Genomic DNA, 17,256 nt, shown 5'->3' on the forward strand with positions numbered 1-17,256 from the left:
GTAGTGAACAGCTTCGAAACTCGTAGTGTGTTGCTTCGAATTCAATAGTAAAGTACCGGCATCGATATTCGACCGAGCACTCCGGCCGCAACACTCAATTGTTCTCTCGCCAAGTTCTAGTAGCCACCGTGAACCGCCGAACACTACTACTCTCCGTCGGCGCTGTCTGTGCCGGGGCCGCTGGCTGCACTGAACTGGAAGAGGCTGGCGAGCGCATCTCCGCGGCGACGGGTCCCGATCGCCCCTGGGCCAACCTACCGGTAACCGTTACCCTCGACGATCAGACCGAGGACGGCCGGGAGGGGTTCGAGGAGCTGCTCCGGCAGGGGATGGCCTACTGGGAGGATCACAGCGAGGAGTACGCGGGCTACGAGATCAAGTACACATTCGATCCGGACCTCGACGATCACGAGGACGCCGATATCGTGGTCGAACTGGTAGAGGACGTCCAGACGTGCTCCGTCGAGGGGCACGATCAGGAGGCAGTCGGGTGTGCGCCAGTTATCACCGACAGTGCCCCCGATACGGCGACGGTCGAGATCAAGGACGGGTTCTCTGACGACCTCACGCTCGTCACGATCAAACACGAGTTCGGCCACACGCTCGGGCTGGGCCACGACGACGAGCCACAGGAGATCATGTCCTCGGATCCCGCCGACCGTATCCCCGACTACGAGACGCGCGTCAACATCCACGAGCGGTATCGTGAGACGGTGGGGCGGATCAACGAGGGGACGAGTCGATTTAATGAGGGGATAGAATATGGCACAGATCGGGAGTGGGAAGCGGCCCAGGAACAGTTCGAAAAGGCAACTGAACACTACGACTGGGCACACACAGAACTCTCCGAGATGCGCGACGACGCCGAGGCGATCGAAGCGGACGGGGCGGTCGAGCTACTCACCGAGGCCGAAAACTTCACTCGGTACTACGGAGAGGCAGGGAAACTGTTCGCACAGGAAGCCAGAGCACGAGCTGATGGTGATCACATCGAGGCCGAACAGTATCAGAACGAGGCCAGAGAGGCAGTCGAAGCGGCACGGGAGTACGATGTCGAGGTCGGGTATACTCTCGCCGAAGCGCTTGGACTGCAGTGAACAGGGACTTTCAGAACCCGTACCGTTTGTGCGCGTCGTCGATCGGTAGGATTTCGAGAACGCGGACTTCACCATCGTCCTCGATTACAGTGTAAATCGCCGTGTACGTCCGCGAAATGTGCATTCGAAACCGATCACGGCGACCGTCGATCGGAAGCTTCTCTTTGTCTCCGCGACCTCGCCCAGGGTAGGGATTGTCGGCGAGATAGCCGAGCTTCTCTTTGCAGACTCTGGTGGTCTTGTCATCAGCTACCGAGAGGAACTCGCTCGCATCCTCGCCGAGTAACACGTCGTACTCAGACATCTTCGAGCGCGGTTAGTTCGTCGCCGTCTTGCCCTTCGAGTTCCCGGAACCGACGCTCAAGGTCTTCACGACGGCGTGCCTGCGCGAGTTCCTGGAGCAGGTCATCGTACGTCTGCCCCGGTTCTTTCAGCTCGTGTAGTTCTTTCCGGGTTTCCTCGGTGACCGGAATACGTTTGTCGGCGGACATTGGCTGTTAGGACGTAACATCCTTACAGTATTAACACTGACGACCATCCGTTGGCCACAGGTTGTTCCGCAACCATTGTAATACCGGCACACGCAGGGAGAGCCATGACGACTTCGAGCGCCCCCGGGAAGATCTACCTGTTCGGGGAACACGCCGTTGTGTACGGCGAACCCGCAGTACCGTGTGCGATCGAGCGCCGAGCGCGGGTGACGGTCGAACAGCGCGAGGACAGCCATCTCCGCGTCCACGCCGACGATCTGAGCCTGGACGGCTTTACCGTCGAGTACAGCGGTGCGACTGATACGGCGCCAGATATCGACGTCTCCGAGTCGCTGATTCAGGCGGCGATGGGCTACGTCGACGCGGCCGTGCGACAGGCCAGAGACGCCGCGGACGCTCCGGACGCTGGCTTCGATATCACCATCGAGAGCGACATCCCGCTGGGTGCCGGACTCGGCTCGTCTGCCGCAGTAACGGTCGCCGGGATCGACGCGGCGACGCGCGAACTCGGCGTCCCCCTGGAGCCGGCCGAGGTCGCCGACCGGGCCTTTCAGGCCGAGTACGAGGTACAGGAGGGGCAGGCCTCACGTGCGGACACGTTCTGCTCCGCGGTGGGCGGTGCGGTCCGCGTCGAGGGCGAGGACTGCCGAGCCATTGATGCGCCGGACCTGCCGATCGTCGTCGGCTTCGACGGCGGCGCGGGCGACACCGGCGAGCTCGTCGCGGGCGTCCGCGAACTCCGGGAGACCTACGGCTTCGCCGCGGATACGGTCGCGGCGATCGGCGATATCGTACGCGAGGGCGAGCGCTCGCTGGCCGACGAAGACGTCGAGCGCCTCGGCGAACTGATGGATTTCAACCACGGGCTGCTCGAAGCACTCGGCGTCTCCTCCAGATCACTCGACAACATGGTGTGGGCCGCCCGCGATGCGGGGGCCTACGGCGCGAAACTCACCGGTGCGGGCGGCGGGGGCTGTATCGTCGCACTCGACGACAGCGAGGAGACCGAGACGGCACTACGGTTCACGCCGGGCTGTGAGGAGACGTTCCGGGCCGGGCTCGATCGTGAGGGCGTCCGTCTGGAGGAACAATGACGGTCGTTCTGAAGCTCGGCGGAAGCGTCGTCACCGAAAAGGACCGCAAAGAGACGGTCGACGGCGAGTCACTGGACGCTGCAGCAGCGGCGATCGGCGATGCCGTCAACGATGTCGATGGGCTGGTTGTCGTCCACGGCGGCGGAAGCTTCGGCCACCCGAACGCCGCGGCGTACGGCGTCTCGACCACTGAGGGAACTCACGACACCGAGGGCGTACTGGCAATCCACGGCGCGATGAAGACACTCAACACGTTCGTCCTGCGACGGCTTCGTGAGCACGACGTCCCCGCAGTCCCCGTCCATCCGCTTTCGGCCGCGAGCCGCGATACGGGCGGTGAGTTGACCTTGCCCGTCCAGCAGGTCCGAACGCTGCTCGGCGAGGGGTTCGTGCCCGTACTCCACGGCGACGTGATCGCGCACGCTGGCGAGGGCGTTACCGTCGTCAGCGGCGACGAACTGGTGGTCGAACTGGCACAGGGTGTCGATGCCGACCGGGTTGGACTCTGTTCTGCCGTCCCAGGTGTGCTGGATGAAAACGATGACGTCATTCCGCGGATCGATGCGTACGAGGACGTCGCAAACGTGCTCGGTGCGAGCGACGCGACGGACGTGACCGGCGGAATGGCTGGCAAAGTGCGGGCGCTGCTCGATCTCGACGTCGAGGCCTCGATCTTCGATCTGGGTTCTGTCGGCCCGTTCCTCGCTGGTGAACCGGTCGGAACGACGATCGACTGATCTGAGCTGTCGACTGCTCAGAGCTCTTTGACGATCTCTGCCGGATTTCCTGCCACCATCACGTCATCGGGCACGTCCTCGGTCACGACAGCACCGGAGCCGATTACCACGCCGTCGCCGATCGTCACGCCGGGATTGAGCACGGCGTTGCCGCCGATCCATGCCCTGTCGCCGACCGTCACGGGCTTGCCGTATTCGAGCCCAGCTGTGCGCTCCTCGGCGTCGACCGGATGCGTGGCCGTGTAGACCTGGACTGCCGGGCCGAGCATACAGTCGTCTCCGAACTCGATCGGACAGACGTCCAGAAAGACGCAGTTGGCGTTCGCAAAGAACTCGTCGCCGACGTGGATGTTGAAACCGTAATCGCATCGGAGATCGGGCTCGATATAGGGATTCTCGCCGGTCGAACCGAATAGCTCGGTCAGTAGCTCCAGGGCCCGATCCTCGTCGTCGATGATCGCCCGGTTGTACTCATCTGCGAGTCGTCGGGCACGTCTATGTGCGTCTCTGAGATCGGCATCCTCGGGATCATACATCTCGCCCGACACCATCTTTTCGCGTTCGCTCGGCATGGCTGAGGTTCGCGTTGCCAGCGGAATAGGTGTTCCCGTCTTGCACTGGGGCCGTCATCTGTTCATTCCAGATACCGATCGGGGACGTACTCCTCGATCGGCTCGGGGACCTTCGAGAACACCGTCGGTGCGAGGTCTGCGAGCCACCGTCGAAGAACGACGTAGACGAACGAGATCCCAAGAAGCACCGCGACGAGTACAACGACTGGGCCGTCGAGGAGCAGGACGGTCGGCACTGCAAATCCGCCAGCGAGCAGGAGGTCTTCGGGGGAACCGTCGTACCGGATCAGCCGACGAGGGGCGATCCAGCGGCCGTGGTAGTGGTCGTACACTGCCCGCTCCGAGCGTCCTTCCCACGGACGGAGTTCGAGGCCGCCTCCGAAGATGTCCATCAGGCAGTGCAGCGCCGCAGCAGCGAGACCGACCGCGACCGTGATCGTCAGTAGCTGTGGAACCGTGACCGCGACACCGACAGCTGGTACGGCCAGCGCTGTGTAGTACACCGGGAAGTGGAACGTTCTGCGATGACCGAAATACATATCGAAATCCGGGAATGCGCCACCGACTCCGCCAGCAACGACTGCTGCGGGAGCGAGTTCCGGGACGAATACCACGACCGGAAGCGCAAGCGCGAGGCCAGCCAGTACGTGGGTTGTCAGCATCATTGTTCTCACTGAACGATCCTCAGAAGTATAAGTATTCTGTAGATACTGGAGCCACAGTGTTTATGATGAATGGCTCTTCAGACGCTTCCAATGGATCAGCAGCAAGATATCCTCGAAAGTCTGTTTAACAACAACCGCCTGAACGCGACGATCGGCTGGCTGTTCGTCGGGGTTCTGGCTATCGTCTTGCTCGAAAGCGTGGTGGATTTCGACCTGCAGTGGATCGTCTTTACGGCTGCAACGGCGGGTATCGTGCTCGTCCCGCCGGTGGTTCATCGTTCGCCCCAGATTATGCTCCCCTGGGAACTGCTCCTGCTCGCGACGCTCCCGATCGTGGTGCGGGCACTCGAACTCTCCGCGCTCTCGAACACCTTCGCAACGTACCTCTCGATCGCGGCCCTTGCGCTGATCGTCACCGTCGAACTCCACCTGCTCACGTGGATGCGAATCACTGACTGGTTCGCGGTCGTCCTCACCGTCATGTCGACGCTTGCCGCGGCCGGGCTGTGGACGATCCTGCGGTACAACATGGACGTCTATCTCGGTACCGAGTTTCTCACGACTAACGAGGCACTCATGATCGAATGGATCTGGGTCACGCTGGCTGGAGTCGCCGCAGGCGTCCTGTTCAACCTGTACTTCCGGCCACGTTCACGCCGACTGCGACAACGATTTGGTCGGGTGATGCGTCGATGATCGACCGCGTCCGGCGTGCCGTCCCGCCACGTCAGCAACGACGATTCTCGCGGGCGATGCAGCTGATTCTGGTCGGAATCGTCCTCTTTGGCCTCGTCGACGGCAACCCGAAAGCGATCGTTAACGGCGGCCTTGCGCTTGCAATTACCTTCTTGCCTGCGGTGCTCGAACGGAACTACAAACTGCCGCTCGATCCGTGGCTGGCGCTGTGGGTTACCGCTGCCGTGTTCTTCCACACGCTCGGATCGGCCGGGCTGTACGGCCACTTCCACTGGTGGGATCACCTGACTCACGCCCTCTCGGCGTCGCTCGTGGCTGGTATCGGCTACGTCACGGTTCGCGCGCTCGACCTGCACAGCGATCAGATCGAGCTCCCGAAACGGTTCTACTTCTTCTATATTCTCATCTTCGTGATCGCCTTTGGCGTCCTCTGGGAGCTATTCGAGTTCGGCCTGGACGTCTTCGCCGCGCAGACGGGCATCACGATGCCGCTCTCCCAGCACGGACTCGACGATACTGTCGTCGACCTGATGTTCAATACCGCTGGGGCACTCATCGTTGCGCTCTGGGGACAGGCCCATCTTCTGGGAGTAGCAGAGCAGCTCAAAGAACGGCTTCAGGAAGCGGTCGAGCAGTAGCCGCAAAGACCCCCCTATTTCAGTGACCGGCAAGCCGCGCCTTTTTAGTATAGGGACTCGTAGGACCGACTATCACGACCCGCGGGTAGTGGGGTCCAGCCGGATCCTGCAGGCGGGTGCGCGGCCGACGTGCTGTAAGACGCCGGGGTCTCGTTCCCGTTCTCCGCGGACGTTTCAGTGAGCGGACGCGCCACGCATGTGGCTTTGAATGCTCGGACCAACTATGGAAATCGAAATTGCAACAATCGGCGGCTACGAGGAAGTCGGACGGCAGATGACTGCTGTCCGTGCAGGTGACGATATCGTTATCTTCGACATGGGACTGAACCTCTCGCAGGTTCTGATCCACGACAACGTCGAAACAGAACGGATGCACAGTCTCGATCTGATCGACATGGGAGCGATTCCGGACGATCGGATCATGAGCCAGCTCGAGGGCGACGTACAGGCAATCGTCCCGACCCACGGTCACCTCGACCACATCGGTGCGATCAGCAAGCTCGCTCACCGGTACGACGCACCGATCGTCGCGTCGCCGTTTACGATCGAGCTCGTCAAACAGCAAATCGAGGGCGAACAGAAATTCGGCGTCGACAACGATCTGGTAAAGATGGAAGCGGGCGAGACGATGCGGATCGGCGACAGCGGTAAGGTCGATCTGGAGTTCGTCAACGTCACCCACTCGATCATCGACGCGATCAATCCGGTGCTTCACACCCCGGAGGGATCGGTCGTCTACGGACTGGACAAGCGTATGGACCACGACCCGGTCATCGGCGATCCGATCGACATGAAGAGGTTCCGTGAAATCGGTCGCGAAGGGAACGGAGTCCTCTGTTACATCGAGGACTGTACGAACGCGAACAAGAAGGGTCGCACGCCCAGCGAGTCCGTCGCCCGACGTCACCTCAAAGACGCGCTCTATAGCATGGAGGACTACGACGGCGGTATCGTCGCGACGACGTTCTCCAGTCACATCTCCCGCGTCACGAGCCTCGTCGAGTTCGCCAAGGATATTGGCCGCCAGCCCGTCCTCCTCGGTCGATCGATGGAGAAGTACTCCGGTACTGCGGAACGGCTCGACTTCGTCGACTTCCCTGACGATCTGGGGATGTTCGGCCACCGAAAATCGGTCGACCGCACGTTCAAGCGGATTATGAACGAGGGCAAGGAGAACTTCCTGCCAGTCGTCACCGGCCACCAGGGCGAGCCCCGCGCGATGCTTACCCGGATGGCCCGCGGTGAGACGCCCTACGATATCCAGGACGGCGACAAGGTCGTCTTCTCGGCCCGTGTGATTCCGGAGCCGACCAACGAGGGCCAGCGCTACCAGGCCGAGAAACTGCTCGGCATGCAGGGTGCCCGGATCTACGACGACATCCACGTCTCCGGTCACCTCTGTCAGGAAGGCCACTACGAGATGCTGGACGCACTCCAGCCCCAGCACGTCATCCCGGCTCATCAGAACATGAAAGGGTTCTCGGGCTACGTCGATCTCGCGTCCAACCAGGGCTACACGATGGGCCGCGACCTCCACGTGACCCGGAACGGCAACCGCATCCAGATCGTCGACTAACATGACAGGGACCGAGGCCCGAAACGATCGCGTGTTGGAGGCAGTTCGCCAGCGCCGCGAACTTGTCAACGACGCGATTCCGGAAGAACTCCCCATCGTCGAGCCAGAACGGCTCTACGAGGCCTCGCGGTATCTCCTCGACGCTGGCGGAAAGCGGCTTCGACCGACGGTATCGTTACTTGTCGCAGAGTCGCTTGCGGACACCGACTCCTCCGATATCGAGTACCGATCCTTTCCGACACTCGAACACGACGATGAGATCGACATGCTATCGGCGGCGATTAGCGTTGAGGTGATTCAGTCGTTTACCCTGATCCATGACGACATTATGGATGACGACGACCTGCGGCGTGGCGTCCCGGCAGTCCACCGCGAGTACGATCTAGAGACTGCGATTCTCGCGGGCGATACCCTCTACTCGAAGGCCTTCGAGATTATGATTGAGACGAATGCGCCGTCCGATCAGATGGTCGAGGCACTCGATGTTCTCGCCTCGACGTGCACTCACATCTGTGAGGGTCAGGCACATGATGTGGCCTTTGAGACCCGCAACGACGTCCTGCCCGAGGAGTACCTCGACATGGTCGAGCAGAAGACAGCGGTACTGTACGGAGCCGCCGCGTGCCTTCCGGCAATCCTGATGGGATCGGACGAGGAGACTGTCGAGGCACTGTATGGATACGGGCTCGATATCGGACGAGGATTCCAGATTCAGGATGACGTCCTCGATCTGACTGTCCCGAGCGAGACACTTGGCAAGCAGCGCGGAAGCGATCTCGTCGAGAACAAACAGACGCTCCTTACGCTGCACGCCAGAGAGCACGGTGTCGATATCGAATCTCTGATCGAGACAGACTCGGTAGATGCGGTTACCGAAGAAGAGATCGACGAGGCAGTTGCGGCGCTCGAAGCGGCTGGCAGTATCGACTACGCGCGTGATATGGCTGCCGAATTCGTCGATTCGGGGAAAGAGCGACTCGAAGTTCTCCCCGATAACGAGTCACGTGATCTGCTAGAGGAGCTCGCGGACTACCTGATCGAACGCGGGTACTGATCGCGCTCTGGGCGGCTCACGTTTTGCAGGTGTATCGGTGGTCGACCTGCGAGATGAATCCGGCACTCTCCAGGGAATCGAGTACGCCGAACAGTGCAAGCTTCGACATACGGAGGGTCTGTTCGAGCTCCTGAACTGACGCGCCGCCGGAGACAGCGATATGAAGATAGACCAGTTTCGCGCGGGGTGACGTGATCCCTTCCGGCAGGGGCGCGTGGTGACCGACCTGTGACATAGGTTACGAACACCGCCGATCCGCTTTGTTAGACAAGGGGTACCAGGACTGCTGAAATATAGTGTATACTTATAAGTGTCGTACGTCAGGTACTACTGTATCGGTCTCAGTCGAAACGGGAGAATACGTACCGCAGCCCCTATGTCCGTTCTCGCTCAAACGCAGGTAATGGATCGACGAACGGTGCTCAAGAGTGCGGGCGGAATCGTCGCCGCAAGCTCGCTGTCGGGGTGTCTGAACGGTGGGGATGCCCCCGGTGACGCAAGCATCTGGCACGAACTCCCCGATCCCCTTGCAGCCGCGCTGGAGACAGGCGTCGATGCGTACGAAGCCGAGACGGGGTCCCAGATTAGCGTTCAGGAGTTCTCCGCTCTGGAGAGCCAGCTTTCGACGGCGGTCGACGGCGGGAGTCCTCCCGAGCTGTACACGTGGACGCACGACCGCGTCGGCAACCACCACGATCGGGGGTTTCTGTTCGACGCAACCGGGTATCTCGACCTGGATGTCGAGGAAACGTTTACCGAACTCGCTGCACAGGCGGTTCGGACTCCTGATGGCGAGGAGACGATTGGCCTGCCGCGATCGGCCGAGGTACCGACGCTGCTGTACAACCGAGAGTATCTCGACAGCCCGCCCGAGACGCTCGACGAACTGGTGGCTCAGGCAGAGGAGTTTCACGCACCTGACGACGAGCAGTACGGCTTCACCTGTCCGGGACGAGCGTACTTCATCAGTGCGTATTTACTTGCCTTTGGCGGATTCGTCTCTCGCCTCGACGAGGACGGCATCCCGGAGCTCGGGATCGAGGACGACGAGTTTCACGAGGGAATGGAACTGTACCGGGAAGAGCTCTCCGAGTTACAGCCGCCAGGACTGGATTATGACACCCAGACGGATGCCTTTGCCAGCGGTGATGCGCTGTTTCACATCAACGGACCGTGGGCAGTGGATGGCCTGCACGACGCAGCGGTTGAGCTCGGTGTCACATCACTGCCGGAGATCGACGGTGGCGAACTCTCACCGTACGCGGGCATCTCCATCTGGTATTTCACGACCGCAATGACCGACGACGAAGGGGACGATCGCCGCGATACCGCGCTCGACTTCGCGGAGTGGTACTGTACAAGCGACGAAATCGCAGACAGGATGGCCACGGAACACTCGCGTGTGCCTGTCGTTACCGATGTCGATACCGAGGCACTGACCGATGACATCGAGGGGTTCTACCAGACGTTCACGCAGGCGACCCTGCAGCCAGCACACCGGGAGATGGACGCGGTCTGGGGGCCGCTTGACGACGCCATCGTCGATATCCTCGAGAACGGCGACGGTATTGCCGAGCGTCTCACGGCGGCAGCAGAGGTGATTCGAGAAGACTGGGAGTAGTCGGTAGCCGCCAACAGTTTCTATATAACAACATACAGTATATTTGGACGAGACGAGCCGTTGCCTGTGTCGGTTTCGTGAGATTTCGCGAGACGGGCACCCACATTTCACCACGAAATCGTTGACTTTCGAACGCCGTCGGGGCACTACTCCGAGACGTTGGACACTACCGGACGACGGTTACCGGGACAGGGGATCGGAAAACCAGTGTTTCGGCGACACTCCCCAGAAGTATATTGTGCCATCCCGATTGCCCGGAATGGCCGACAACGAGGTGATCGAAATCGTGTTCCGCAACGTGTTCGAGAATCATCCGTGACGGCTTTCCACGTCTGGATGCGGTCTCGATGGTCCTGTCGTGTTCGTCGGCCCGTCGCTGTGCCGTTTCGAGGATTACGTCCGCATCGTTTTCCCCGCGCTCAGCGGTTCCCCCGGATGCTCCCGCTTCGGTATCAGAAATCGGTAGCTGCAGTGATGGCTCAACGACGTACAGGACAGAGACCGTTGCGGAGGGAAGCTCTTTCAGGGTGTACTCGAGCGCCTGATAGGCCTGCTCTGAACCATCGATAGCGACGAGGGTATCGTGAGGGGGGTCTACTTCTGAAGTTTCGATATTCCGCACGACAGTGACGGGCGTGGGTGTGCGTCGAGTCACCGTCTTCGCAACGCTACCAACGACCAGGTTCCCGAGGCTCGAACGTCCAACACTCCCCATCACGATATGCTCGATCCCCTGTTCTGCGCTGTAGTTGACGATTTCTCGGGCAGGGTCGCCCTGTTCCGTTACCGAGTCCGTTACCGTCACGTCGTTCTGCTGGGCTATCTCTCGTGCGGTCTCGTGGTACTCCTCGGCTTCGCGCTTTGCCGTTGTGAGCCAGCCCGCGTCGTATCCGTGGCCCTCGTACCGTTTCATCGTGGGGTTTATTACGTGAAACGTCACGTGGTTTGCGTCGGGGAACATGCTGCAGCTATACGACAGTGCAGCAAACGCCTCGTCCGAACCGTCGATCGGGGTAAGCACATGTTCGATCATCTCTATGAACTCGTTAGGTCTTCCACTGTACTACTACTACCCAGCAACTCAAAGTCATACGTGCTGGTCTGTTGATACATAATAACTGGTGGTGGTGTTCCGGCCATACTCTGTCAGATGAGCTCTCTCGACGAGGAATTCCGCCACGGATTCGCCGACCTCCCAGACCACCCTATATTATTATTGGGGTTCCGCATGAAATACCAGCTATGAACGACCGGATACTGCTACCGTACGATGGCTCCGACCCAGCGAAGGACGCCCTCCAGTATACCCTCGAAACGTTTCCGGAATCCGAGCTACATGTGCTCTACGTCGTGCCCGAACCAGAAGGGTACTGGATGGCGTTCAAAGACGACGATAGTGACCCACCAGGATATGAAAAGGCTCGACAACGTGGAGCCGAACTGGTCTCCGAAGCCGCCGAGACGGCGTCCGAGCACGGCAGTGATGTCGAAACGGAGATCGCAAGGGGCCAGCCCGAAGATGTCATCGTCGACCGGGCGGAACGCGAGGATATTGAGACGGTCGTGATCGGAAGCCACGGTCGAGAAGGATTCTCCCGTATACTGCTCGGTAGCGTCGCCGAGACAGTCGTCCATCGGTCGTCAGTCCCCGTAGTGGTTGTTCGATAGCCCAGCCCGGGGCTGATCTATTTATCTGCGCTCGACGAGAGCATCCGCCTTGCCCCGCACACGAACCGGTTCGAGACGCTCCCCCAGCGATTCCGCCTCCACGAGCTTGGCCGGTTGTTCAGCGTAGAGTGTGTACAGTGAGTCCCCCTCCACCACCCTGTCGCCGGCCGACTGATGGACCACCAGTCCAGCGCGACTGTCGAGCGGGGCTCCTGCCCGGCGTGCTAGCTCACAGAGCTGTCGGTTGTCGACCCCCGTCACAATCCCATCTCGGTCCGACCGCCGAGTCATCGACTCATCCCCAGGCACCAGATCGTCGGCACTAATCTCCGGATCCCCGTTCTGAGCGACGAGTATGCGTCGGAACCGATTCAGTGCGCCACCGGAGTCGAGAATATCGGTCGGCGATGCGTCGACACCACAGTGATCGAGCAGCATTTCAGCGAGCCGAATGGACTTCAGTCGGAGCGATTCCGGGCCGTTACCTTCGAGCACGGCAAGCACGTCTCTGGCTTCAAGCACCGGACCGATGCCACGACCGATCGGATCAGATCCGTGAGTAATTGCACAGGTGACGTCCATGTCGAGGTGCGAGCCGACGCGTTTGATATTGTCCGCGAGCTCTCGTGCTCCGACGAGACTCTGTACTTTCGCTCCCTCACCGTAGGGAATATCGATCACCACGTGAGTCGAGCCGACACTACGCTTCTTCGAGAGAACGGACGCGATGAGCAGGCCAGCCGGGTCGATCGACAGCGGGTTTTCCGCACGGATAATCTCATCGTCGACGGGCGAGAGTGCCACACCGCCGCCCCAGACCAGACAGCCGTTGGTCTCAGTGACGATTGATTTGATCTCGTCAGTCGTGAACTCCACCTCACAGAAGACTTCCATGACGTCTGCCGTCCCTGCTGGGGAGGTCACCGCACGTGAAGAAGTCTTGGGTATCGTCAGCCCGGCTTCGGCGATGATCGCGACGATAATCGGCGTGACACAGTTCCCGGCCACTCCGCCAATTGAGTGTTTGTCCGGGACGACCGGCGGTTCCCACCGAAGCGTCTCGCCGACGTTGCTCATCGACTGAGTCAGGTTCTCGGTTTCTTCAATCGAAAGTCCATTCGCATAGACAGCAGAAACGAACGCGCCGAGTTCGATGTCCGAAAGACGTTTTTCGTGAATATCGTGAACGATCGTCTCGAGTTCGTTCGCGGCGAGTTCGATATCGTCCAGCTTCTTTCGTACGTACTCCACCGAGTGGGGGCGTCCCGCGACCGTCACTGTGACCGTTCCCCGAATCCGGTGGAGCGGTTCGGTGAGGCCGATCGTCCCCTGTTCGACTAGCCGTTCCGTTCGCTTGACAATTCCTGTCGTCGTCTCCTGGGCGTGGTCGATTCGGACGCGATCGAGTGGGTGCGCACCGAGTTCGTCCGCGTCGTCTACGTTCAGCAACACGATCGGGCGACTCGTTCCGATGTCGATCGTGGTAGCCTTGAGTTGCATATTTTATACCACTCTTGATGTGATCTTAACCGACTGGGGCGTGGCTTCAGGCGGCTTTGATAACGTGAGTGTCAGGCTATGTCGATGCTGACAGGCTTCGGGGTCGGACGGAAATCTATGATTTCCATGATGACGCAACACTCCGTGTCTCGAACCACCTGACCCCGGAGCAGTTGACGGTAGCCCTTGATAATCGTGGCTTTCGAATCGTGATACATGTTCAATCAGATGCTCGTACCGACCGACGGGAGCGACGCTGCCGCAACGGCGGTCGGACACGCGACGGATCTGGCTGGTGCGTTCGGAGCAGACGTCCACGCGCTCTACGTCGTCGAGACGGGGGAGGATCCATCTGGACTCGAGGACGAGGAGTACGCAACACTTCACGAAGCGTCAGAACAGCGTGGACGTGAAGCAACCATTCGCATCGCAGAAGACGTCGAAGAAGCAGGACTGGAAGCTGCCCGGGCAGTACGGGAAGGCGTTCCCGATGCGACGATCCTCGCGTATGTCGACGAACACGATATCGACATCGTCGTGATGGGGACTCACGGACGAACCGGTGCCGACAGGGTCCGGATGGGTAGCACCACCGAACGAGTGCTCATGCGCGCGGACATTCCGGTCCTGTCGGTTCCACAGATAGCCGATCCGTTGGGGACGATTCGTACGAACGGATCGTCGTGCCGGCCGACGGCAGTGATGCTGCAGAACGCGCCGCAAGGACTGCACTCGATGTCGCCGAGAGGTACGGCGCTGACATCCGCGTCGTCTACGTCGTCGATCCTACAGCGTACGATCTGGGGGATGCTCCTCGCAGTATCGTCGGCCTGCTCAAAACGGGCGGAAACGCTGCCGTCGAGGAGGTCGCAACGATGGCTCGCGAGGGGGGACTCGATGTCGCGACGACGGTTCGCCGTGGCGTGCCCGCCGAGGAGCTGTTCTCGTACGCCTCGATGGTCGACTCGGACCTCCTGGCGATGGGCACGCGCGGTCGGTCAGTCGGCTCCGGTCGTTTGCTCGGCAGTACGACGGCCCGCATCGTCCGGCGGTCGTCCATTCCTGTCCTGACCGTCAACTAGTCAATACCGACGGTCAGCATGGTCGTCGGAGATCATACCTGCAGTTGGTCACTCACCGTCCGCGGCGTGCTGGGTCGCGTTTTCGACGTATTCGGCGAGGCTCTCCAGGAAGCGTGCTGCGTCCGCCCCATCGACGACCCGGTGATCGAAGCTCAAATCGAGCGTGAGCTGTCGGCGAAACTCGACTCCGTCCTCTGCAGGTCGGGCGCGTTCTCGGATGCGCCCGACGCCAAGTATCGCCACTTCGGGCGGGTTGATAACCGGGGTGAAGGAGTCGACGCCGAGCACGCCGAGATTCGTAACCGTGACCGTGCCGCCACGGAGGTCGCTCATGTCGCAGTCACCACGCTGGACGCGCTCGGTCAGCCGGCGACGGTACCGGGTGCAGGTCTATCGGGAGCATCCTTCATCGGTGATCACTCCGGGTCAATCCAGCCATTGGTGTCTCTGAATGTGAACTCTGCCGTCCTCGATACTGGTAATCTCGACCAGTTCCCGTCGGTAGGAGTGAGGATATCGATACTCACGGGTTATGGCGTTTCTATTTCCATATAGCAATATACACTTTACTTGGCTCCCAAGCGACGCATAGATCGGTAGTAGACTGAAAATAGTGACCAGTCAGTCTCTTGAGGACTCCTCAATAGACAGGCCACCCCATCGCTCACAACAGCTGATAGATGCTTTCCTCGTATGTCTCTCGTACCCGGTCGCCCCAGTTGTGGGTGTACGTGTCGATCACGTCCTCCGCAACGTCCCCACGGAGATACTTAACGATCCCCCGATCACCCGTCTCGCTCCGGAGATGCGTCGTGAAGAAGTGACGGAAGTAGTGAGGGGTGACGTTCTCGGCGGCACCACCTCCTGATCGATACCAGCCCCGCGCTTCGGCGTGCTCGGTGACGATCGTGTGGGCCATATCCGTCGTCAGGCGATGCCCCCACGAATCGCCTGTGCTCACGAACAGCGGATCGGCATCCGAGACCGGGTCCGGCCGAATCGCCAGCCATTCGACGAGCACGGACTCCAGTTCCTCGTCCACTGGGACCACTGTCTGGCGCTTTCGCTTGTTCGAGGCTGTGCGCTCCTCGCCGTTGGTTCGTTCACCGCGTGAGGGATCCGGGGAGACGTATAGTGTGTTCAGCTGCCCAGAGAGCTGTGGCCTGACATCCATTTCGGCGTCAAGCCCATCGGTCGCAATATTCACGTCCCGGACGTCGAGATTGCAGAGCTCGCCGACACGAAGCCCGGTCTTCAAAAGCGTCACGACGATTGCCCGATCCAGTGGATGTGTGATCCCCTGGACGAACTCCTGCATCTCTTCGAGCGAGATCTCCCGTCGTGCCGGATCCGTGTCGATCGACTCCTCGATCTGGTCGACGACGAGGGTCATCGGGTTGGCATCGAGAACGCCGACCTGTGTCATGTACCCGTAAAATCGGTGGAGATAGGACGCGTACGTCGCAACGGTGCTGCCTGCGTGGTCCGCCCGCAGGGAGTGGACCCACTCCATACAGTCTCTGTGGGTCGCCTCGGGGATGCTGACGCCGGTCTGGTCTCGTGCTGTGCCCTCGGACAGAAACGCCTCGAACTGCCGCAGAACGCGCTCGTAGGCCGCCTGTGTCCGTTCTGTCTTGCCGTGATACCCGACGTCTTGCACGAAGTACGCGATCGGATCGTCGACGCTCTCGGCTGTGGTGCTCCGGCTCATTCTGAGAGTGTATACCCGCCGTGGCGACCGCTGTACCGAACCTTACTCTCGTCCTGTAGCTCGGCCATCGTGTCGTCCAGGCGCTCCTCGATGTCGTCGGTGAGCGCCTCAACCAGGTCGTCCCACGAGAGCGTGCCCTCGCGTTCGAGCAATGTCAGTACTCGATCGCCGAGCGCTCCTGTCTGCGCTGGCTGCTGTGCGGCTGAATCGGTCTGTTCGGTCGTTCCGGGCTCCGCGTTCGGGGGTTCCTGGAGTTCCTCCGGACTCGCACCAAATCCTCGCCGACCGGCCTGCACCATCATGCGGACGAACTCGCTCTGGCTCATGCCGAGCTCGTCGGCGTGTGCTTTCCACTGCGTTTTTTGATACGCCGGGACGTACGTCTTGACGGACGTTCGGGACGTGTCGACTGCGTCCTCGCTGCTCATGAGCGGGCCAATGGATCCCTCCTGCATTAATGTTCCTATACTTGCGGATAACATACCTTATCTGCGAATATAGTTCCGTATTATCGACGATTTTCACTCCATATCCTCAGTAGATGCCATCATATATGGCAATGTAGCACTTCAAAATTATGGGGGCAACGGTTAAATGACTAAATTCACAGATCGTGGTTATTACAGGATGGCCGTATTCAACCTGGGGCATAGGGCCCATAGCCAGCGGAGGAATTTTGTGTCGGGAGAACTACTAATCCCGGCCTGAAGTGACACCTATCTATTGTTTTATGTGCAGTATTTCCCCGTGCTCGAACTGAGTTCCCGACGAGTGAGTCTAACCCTTGGAAGGGCTGTTCACGAAATAGGCCATATGGACCCGTAGCGATTGACAACCTGACCGAGAAAAGACTGAGTGTTCCCGGAATACATATAGCAGTTACACAGATCGGTCGCCATCGAGACGACAGCTGCTCCGGACGGATGAGCACTCGATGTCACACTGAGTCCGATTTGATACCCTTGCTGCACCAAGAGTGGGACTCCTCACATCAGGGGATCTCGTGGCCAGGCCATCAATCAAGCGGCGGTCTTCTAGCCGGATATACCTCAGT

At 60.1% G+C, this 17,256-nt stretch carries 20 protein-coding genes and 1 pseudogene; 11 read left to right on the forward strand and 10 right to left on the reverse strand.

The annotated features are described in order from the left end of the window. The first annotated feature begins 128 nt into the window (after nt 1-128). Nucleotides 129-1,097, forward strand: coding sequence for a zinc metalloprotease (locus AArcS_RS06705; protein ID WP_238479709.1), 969 nt, complete (start codon nt 129-131; stop codon nt 1,095-1,097). 10 nt (nt 1,098-1,107) lie between these two features. Here the strand turns inward: AArcS_RS06705 and AArcS_RS06710 are convergent, their stop codons facing one another. Then, a complete protein-coding gene (locus tag AArcS_RS06710) occupies nt 1,108-1,401 on the reverse strand; it encodes a type II toxin-antitoxin system RelE family toxin (protein ID WP_238479710.1) in 294 nt (97 codons plus the stop codon). Further along, a complete protein-coding gene (locus AArcS_RS06715) occupies nt 1,394-1,588 on the reverse strand; it encodes a DUF7557 family protein (RefSeq protein WP_238479711.1) in 195 nt (64 codons plus the stop codon). Before AArcS_RS06715 ends, AArcS_RS06710 begins: the two co-directional genes overlap by 8 nt. 104 nt (nt 1,589-1,692) lie before the next feature. Between AArcS_RS06715 and mvk the strand changes: the two genes are divergently transcribed. Both mvk and AArcS_RS06725 read left to right on the forward strand, forming a co-directional pair. Further along, the gene (mvk, locus tag AArcS_RS06720; protein ID WP_238479712.1) at nt 1,693-2,682 is read left to right on the forward strand and encodes a mevalonate kinase; all 990 of its coding nucleotides are present in this window, start codon (nt 1,693-1,695) and stop codon (nt 2,680-2,682) included. Then, nucleotides 2,679-3,419, forward strand: a complete 741-nt coding sequence (locus AArcS_RS06725; protein ID WP_238479713.1) for an isopentenyl phosphate kinase — start codon at nt 2,679-2,681, stop codon at nt 3,417-3,419. Before mvk ends, AArcS_RS06725 begins: the two co-directional genes overlap by 4 nt. 17 nt (nt 3,420-3,436) lie before the next feature. Here the strand turns inward: AArcS_RS06725 and AArcS_RS06730 are convergent, their stop codons facing one another. Then, nucleotides 3,437-3,991 (reverse strand): sugar O-acetyltransferase, encoded by a 555-nt coding sequence (locus tag AArcS_RS06730; RefSeq protein WP_238479714.1) that lies wholly within the window; start codon nt 3,989-3,991, stop codon nt 3,437-3,439. A 62-nt stretch (nt 3,992-4,053) separates the two neighbouring features. After that, nucleotides 4,054-4,656, reverse strand: a complete 603-nt coding sequence (locus AArcS_RS06735) for a metal-dependent hydrolase (RefSeq protein ID WP_238479715.1) — start codon at nt 4,654-4,656, stop codon at nt 4,054-4,056. Between the two features lie 90 nt (nt 4,657-4,746). On the opposite strand from AArcS_RS06735, the gene AArcS_RS06740 reads away from it, so the two are divergent. From AArcS_RS06740 to idsA3, 4 genes are all read left to right on the forward strand, one after another. After that, nucleotides 4,747-5,352 carry a hypothetical protein gene (locus AArcS_RS06740; RefSeq protein ID WP_238479716.1) on the forward strand — a complete coding sequence of 202 codons (606 nt, stop codon included), beginning with the start codon at nt 4,747-4,749 and terminating at the stop codon, nt 5,350-5,352. Next, a complete protein-coding gene (locus AArcS_RS06745) occupies nt 5,349-5,990 on the forward strand; it encodes a DUF2238 domain-containing protein (protein ID WP_238479717.1) in 642 nt (213 codons plus the stop codon). Before AArcS_RS06740 ends, AArcS_RS06745 begins: the two co-directional genes overlap by 4 nt. 223 nt (nt 5,991-6,213) lie before the next feature. Then, nucleotides 6,214-7,566 carry a ribonuclease J gene (locus AArcS_RS06750; protein WP_238479718.1) on the forward strand — a complete coding sequence of 451 codons (1,353 nt, stop codon included), beginning with the start codon at nt 6,214-6,216 and terminating at the stop codon, nt 7,564-7,566. Nucleotide 7,567: 1 nt separating this feature from the next. After that, complete coding sequence (gene idsA3 / locus AArcS_RS06755; protein WP_238479719.1) at nt 7,568-8,620, forward strand: geranylfarnesyl diphosphate synthase; 1,053 nt, start codon at nt 7,568-7,570, stop codon at nt 8,618-8,620. Nucleotides 8,621-8,636: 16 nt separating this feature from the next. Here the strand turns inward: idsA3 and AArcS_RS06760 are convergent, their stop codons facing one another. After that, nucleotides 8,637-8,855, reverse strand: coding sequence for a helix-turn-helix domain-containing protein (locus AArcS_RS06760; protein ID WP_238479720.1), 219 nt, complete (start codon nt 8,853-8,855; stop codon nt 8,637-8,639). Between the two features lie 168 nt (nt 8,856-9,023). Here AArcS_RS06760 and AArcS_RS06765 point away from each other — a divergent pair, with 168 nt between their 5' ends. After that, on the forward strand, nt 9,024-10,241 hold the full coding sequence (locus AArcS_RS06765; protein WP_238479721.1) for a sugar ABC transporter substrate-binding protein: 1,218 nt from the start codon (nt 9,024-9,026) through the stop codon (nt 10,239-10,241). Nucleotides 10,242-10,407: 166 nt separating this feature from the next. On the opposite strand, the gene AArcS_RS06770 is transcribed toward AArcS_RS06765, so the two are convergent. Continuing rightward, nucleotides 10,408-11,274, reverse strand: coding sequence for a universal stress protein (locus AArcS_RS06770; RefSeq protein WP_238479722.1), 867 nt, complete (start codon nt 11,272-11,274; stop codon nt 10,408-10,410). Nucleotides 11,275-11,483: 209 nt separating this feature from the next. On the opposite strand from AArcS_RS06770, the gene AArcS_RS06775 reads away from it, so the two are divergent. Continuing rightward, entirely contained in the window at nt 11,484-11,909 is a 426-nt protein-coding gene (locus tag AArcS_RS06775; protein ID WP_238479723.1) for a universal stress protein, read from the forward strand. Between the two features lie 21 nt (nt 11,910-11,930). Here AArcS_RS06775 and AArcS_RS06780 read toward each other — a convergent pair whose 3' ends face one another. Beyond that, complete coding sequence (locus tag AArcS_RS06780; protein ID WP_238479724.1) at nt 11,931-13,409, reverse strand: AMP phosphorylase; 1,479 nt, start codon at nt 13,407-13,409, stop codon at nt 11,931-11,933. Nucleotides 13,410-13,637: 228 nt separating this feature from the next. Between AArcS_RS06780 and AArcS_RS15930 the strand changes: the two are divergent. Continuing rightward, nucleotides 13,638-13,988 (forward strand): annotated as a pseudogene (locus AArcS_RS15930) (universal stress protein); the annotation flags it as partial. A gap of 104 nt (nt 13,989-14,092) precedes the next feature. Continuing rightward, nucleotides 14,093-14,491, forward strand: a complete 399-nt coding sequence (locus AArcS_RS06785; protein WP_238479725.1) for a universal stress protein — start codon at nt 14,093-14,095, stop codon at nt 14,489-14,491. Nucleotides 14,492-14,539: 48 nt separating this feature from the next. On the opposite strand, the gene AArcS_RS06790 is transcribed toward AArcS_RS06785, so the two are convergent. From AArcS_RS06790 to AArcS_RS06800, 3 genes are all read right to left on the reverse strand, one after another. After that, the gene (locus AArcS_RS06790; RefSeq protein WP_259372682.1) at nt 14,540-14,857 is read right to left on the reverse strand and encodes a 2-oxo acid dehydrogenase subunit E2; all 318 of its coding nucleotides are present in this window, start codon (nt 14,855-14,857) and stop codon (nt 14,540-14,542) included. A gap of 298 nt (nt 14,858-15,155) precedes the next feature. Continuing rightward, nucleotides 15,156-16,202, reverse strand: coding sequence for a tyrosine-type recombinase/integrase (locus AArcS_RS06795; protein ID WP_238479727.1), 1,047 nt, complete (start codon nt 16,200-16,202; stop codon nt 15,156-15,158). Then, complete coding sequence (locus AArcS_RS06800) at nt 16,199-16,630, reverse strand: DUF5805 domain-containing protein (protein ID WP_238479728.1); 432 nt, start codon at nt 16,628-16,630, stop codon at nt 16,199-16,201. The genes AArcS_RS06795 and AArcS_RS06800 overlap by 4 nt, the downstream gene beginning before the upstream one ends. Nucleotides 16,631-17,256 lie beyond the last annotated feature (626 nt).

Origin of the sequence: Natranaeroarchaeum sulfidigenes (genome assembly GCF_017094485.1) — an archaeon.
Lineage (GTDB): Archaea > Halobacteriota > Halobacteria > Halobacteriales > Natronoarchaeaceae > Natranaeroarchaeum > Natranaeroarchaeum sulfidigenes.

What these genes read in the sequence shown, in the direction of transcription:
- AArcS_RS06710 (WP_238479710.1), bottom strand. Translation starts at nt 1,401, where the DNA reads ATGTCTGAGTACGACGTGTTACTCGGCGAGGATGCGAGCGAGTTCCTC.
- AArcS_RS06715 (WP_238479711.1), bottom strand. Translation starts at nt 1,588, where the DNA reads ATGTCCGCCGACAAACGTATTCCGGTCACCGAGGAAACCCGGAAAGAA.
- mvk (WP_238479712.1), top strand. Translation starts at nt 1,693, where the DNA reads ATGACGACTTCGAGCGCCCCCGGGAAGATCTACCTGTTCGGGGAACAC.
- AArcS_RS06725 (WP_238479713.1), top strand. Translation starts at nt 2,679, where the DNA reads ATGACGGTCGTTCTGAAGCTCGGCGGAAGCGTCGTCACCGAAAAGGAC.
- AArcS_RS06730 (WP_238479714.1), bottom strand. Translation starts at nt 3,991, where the DNA reads ATGCCGAGCGAACGCGAAAAGATGGTGTCGGGCGAGATGTATGATCCC.
- AArcS_RS06735 (WP_238479715.1), bottom strand. Translation starts at nt 4,656, where the DNA reads ATGATGCTGACAACCCACGTACTGGCTGGCCTCGCGCTTGCGCTTCCG.
- AArcS_RS06740 (WP_238479716.1), top strand. Translation starts at nt 4,747, where the DNA reads ATGGATCAGCAGCAAGATATCCTCGAAAGTCTGTTTAACAACAACCGC.
- AArcS_RS06745 (WP_238479717.1), top strand. Translation starts at nt 5,349, where the DNA reads ATGATCGACCGCGTCCGGCGTGCCGTCCCGCCACGTCAGCAACGACGA.
- AArcS_RS06750 (WP_238479718.1), top strand. Translation starts at nt 6,214, where the DNA reads ATGGAAATCGAAATTGCAACAATCGGCGGCTACGAGGAAGTCGGACGG.
- idsA3 (WP_238479719.1), top strand. Translation starts at nt 7,568, where the DNA reads ATGACAGGGACCGAGGCCCGAAACGATCGCGTGTTGGAGGCAGTTCGC.
- AArcS_RS06760 (WP_238479720.1), bottom strand. Translation starts at nt 8,855, where the DNA reads ATGTCACAGGTCGGTCACCACGCGCCCCTGCCGGAAGGGATCACGTCA.
- AArcS_RS06765 (WP_238479721.1), top strand. Translation starts at nt 9,024, where the DNA reads ATGGATCGACGAACGGTGCTCAAGAGTGCGGGCGGAATCGTCGCCGCA.
- AArcS_RS06770 (WP_238479722.1), bottom strand. Translation starts at nt 11,274, where the DNA reads ATGATCGAACATGTGCTTACCCCGATCGACGGTTCGGACGAGGCGTTT.
- AArcS_RS06775 (WP_238479723.1), top strand. Translation starts at nt 11,484, where the DNA reads ATGAACGACCGGATACTGCTACCGTACGATGGCTCCGACCCAGCGAAG.
- AArcS_RS06780 (WP_238479724.1), bottom strand. Translation starts at nt 13,409, where the DNA reads ATGCAACTCAAGGCTACCACGATCGACATCGGAACGAGTCGCCCGATC.
- AArcS_RS06795 (WP_238479727.1), bottom strand. Translation starts at nt 16,202, where the DNA reads ATGAGCCGGAGCACCACAGCCGAGAGCGTCGACGATCCGATCGCGTAC.
- AArcS_RS06800 (WP_238479728.1), bottom strand. Translation starts at nt 16,630, where the DNA reads ATGAGCAGCGAGGACGCAGTCGACACGTCCCGAACGTCCGTCAAGACG.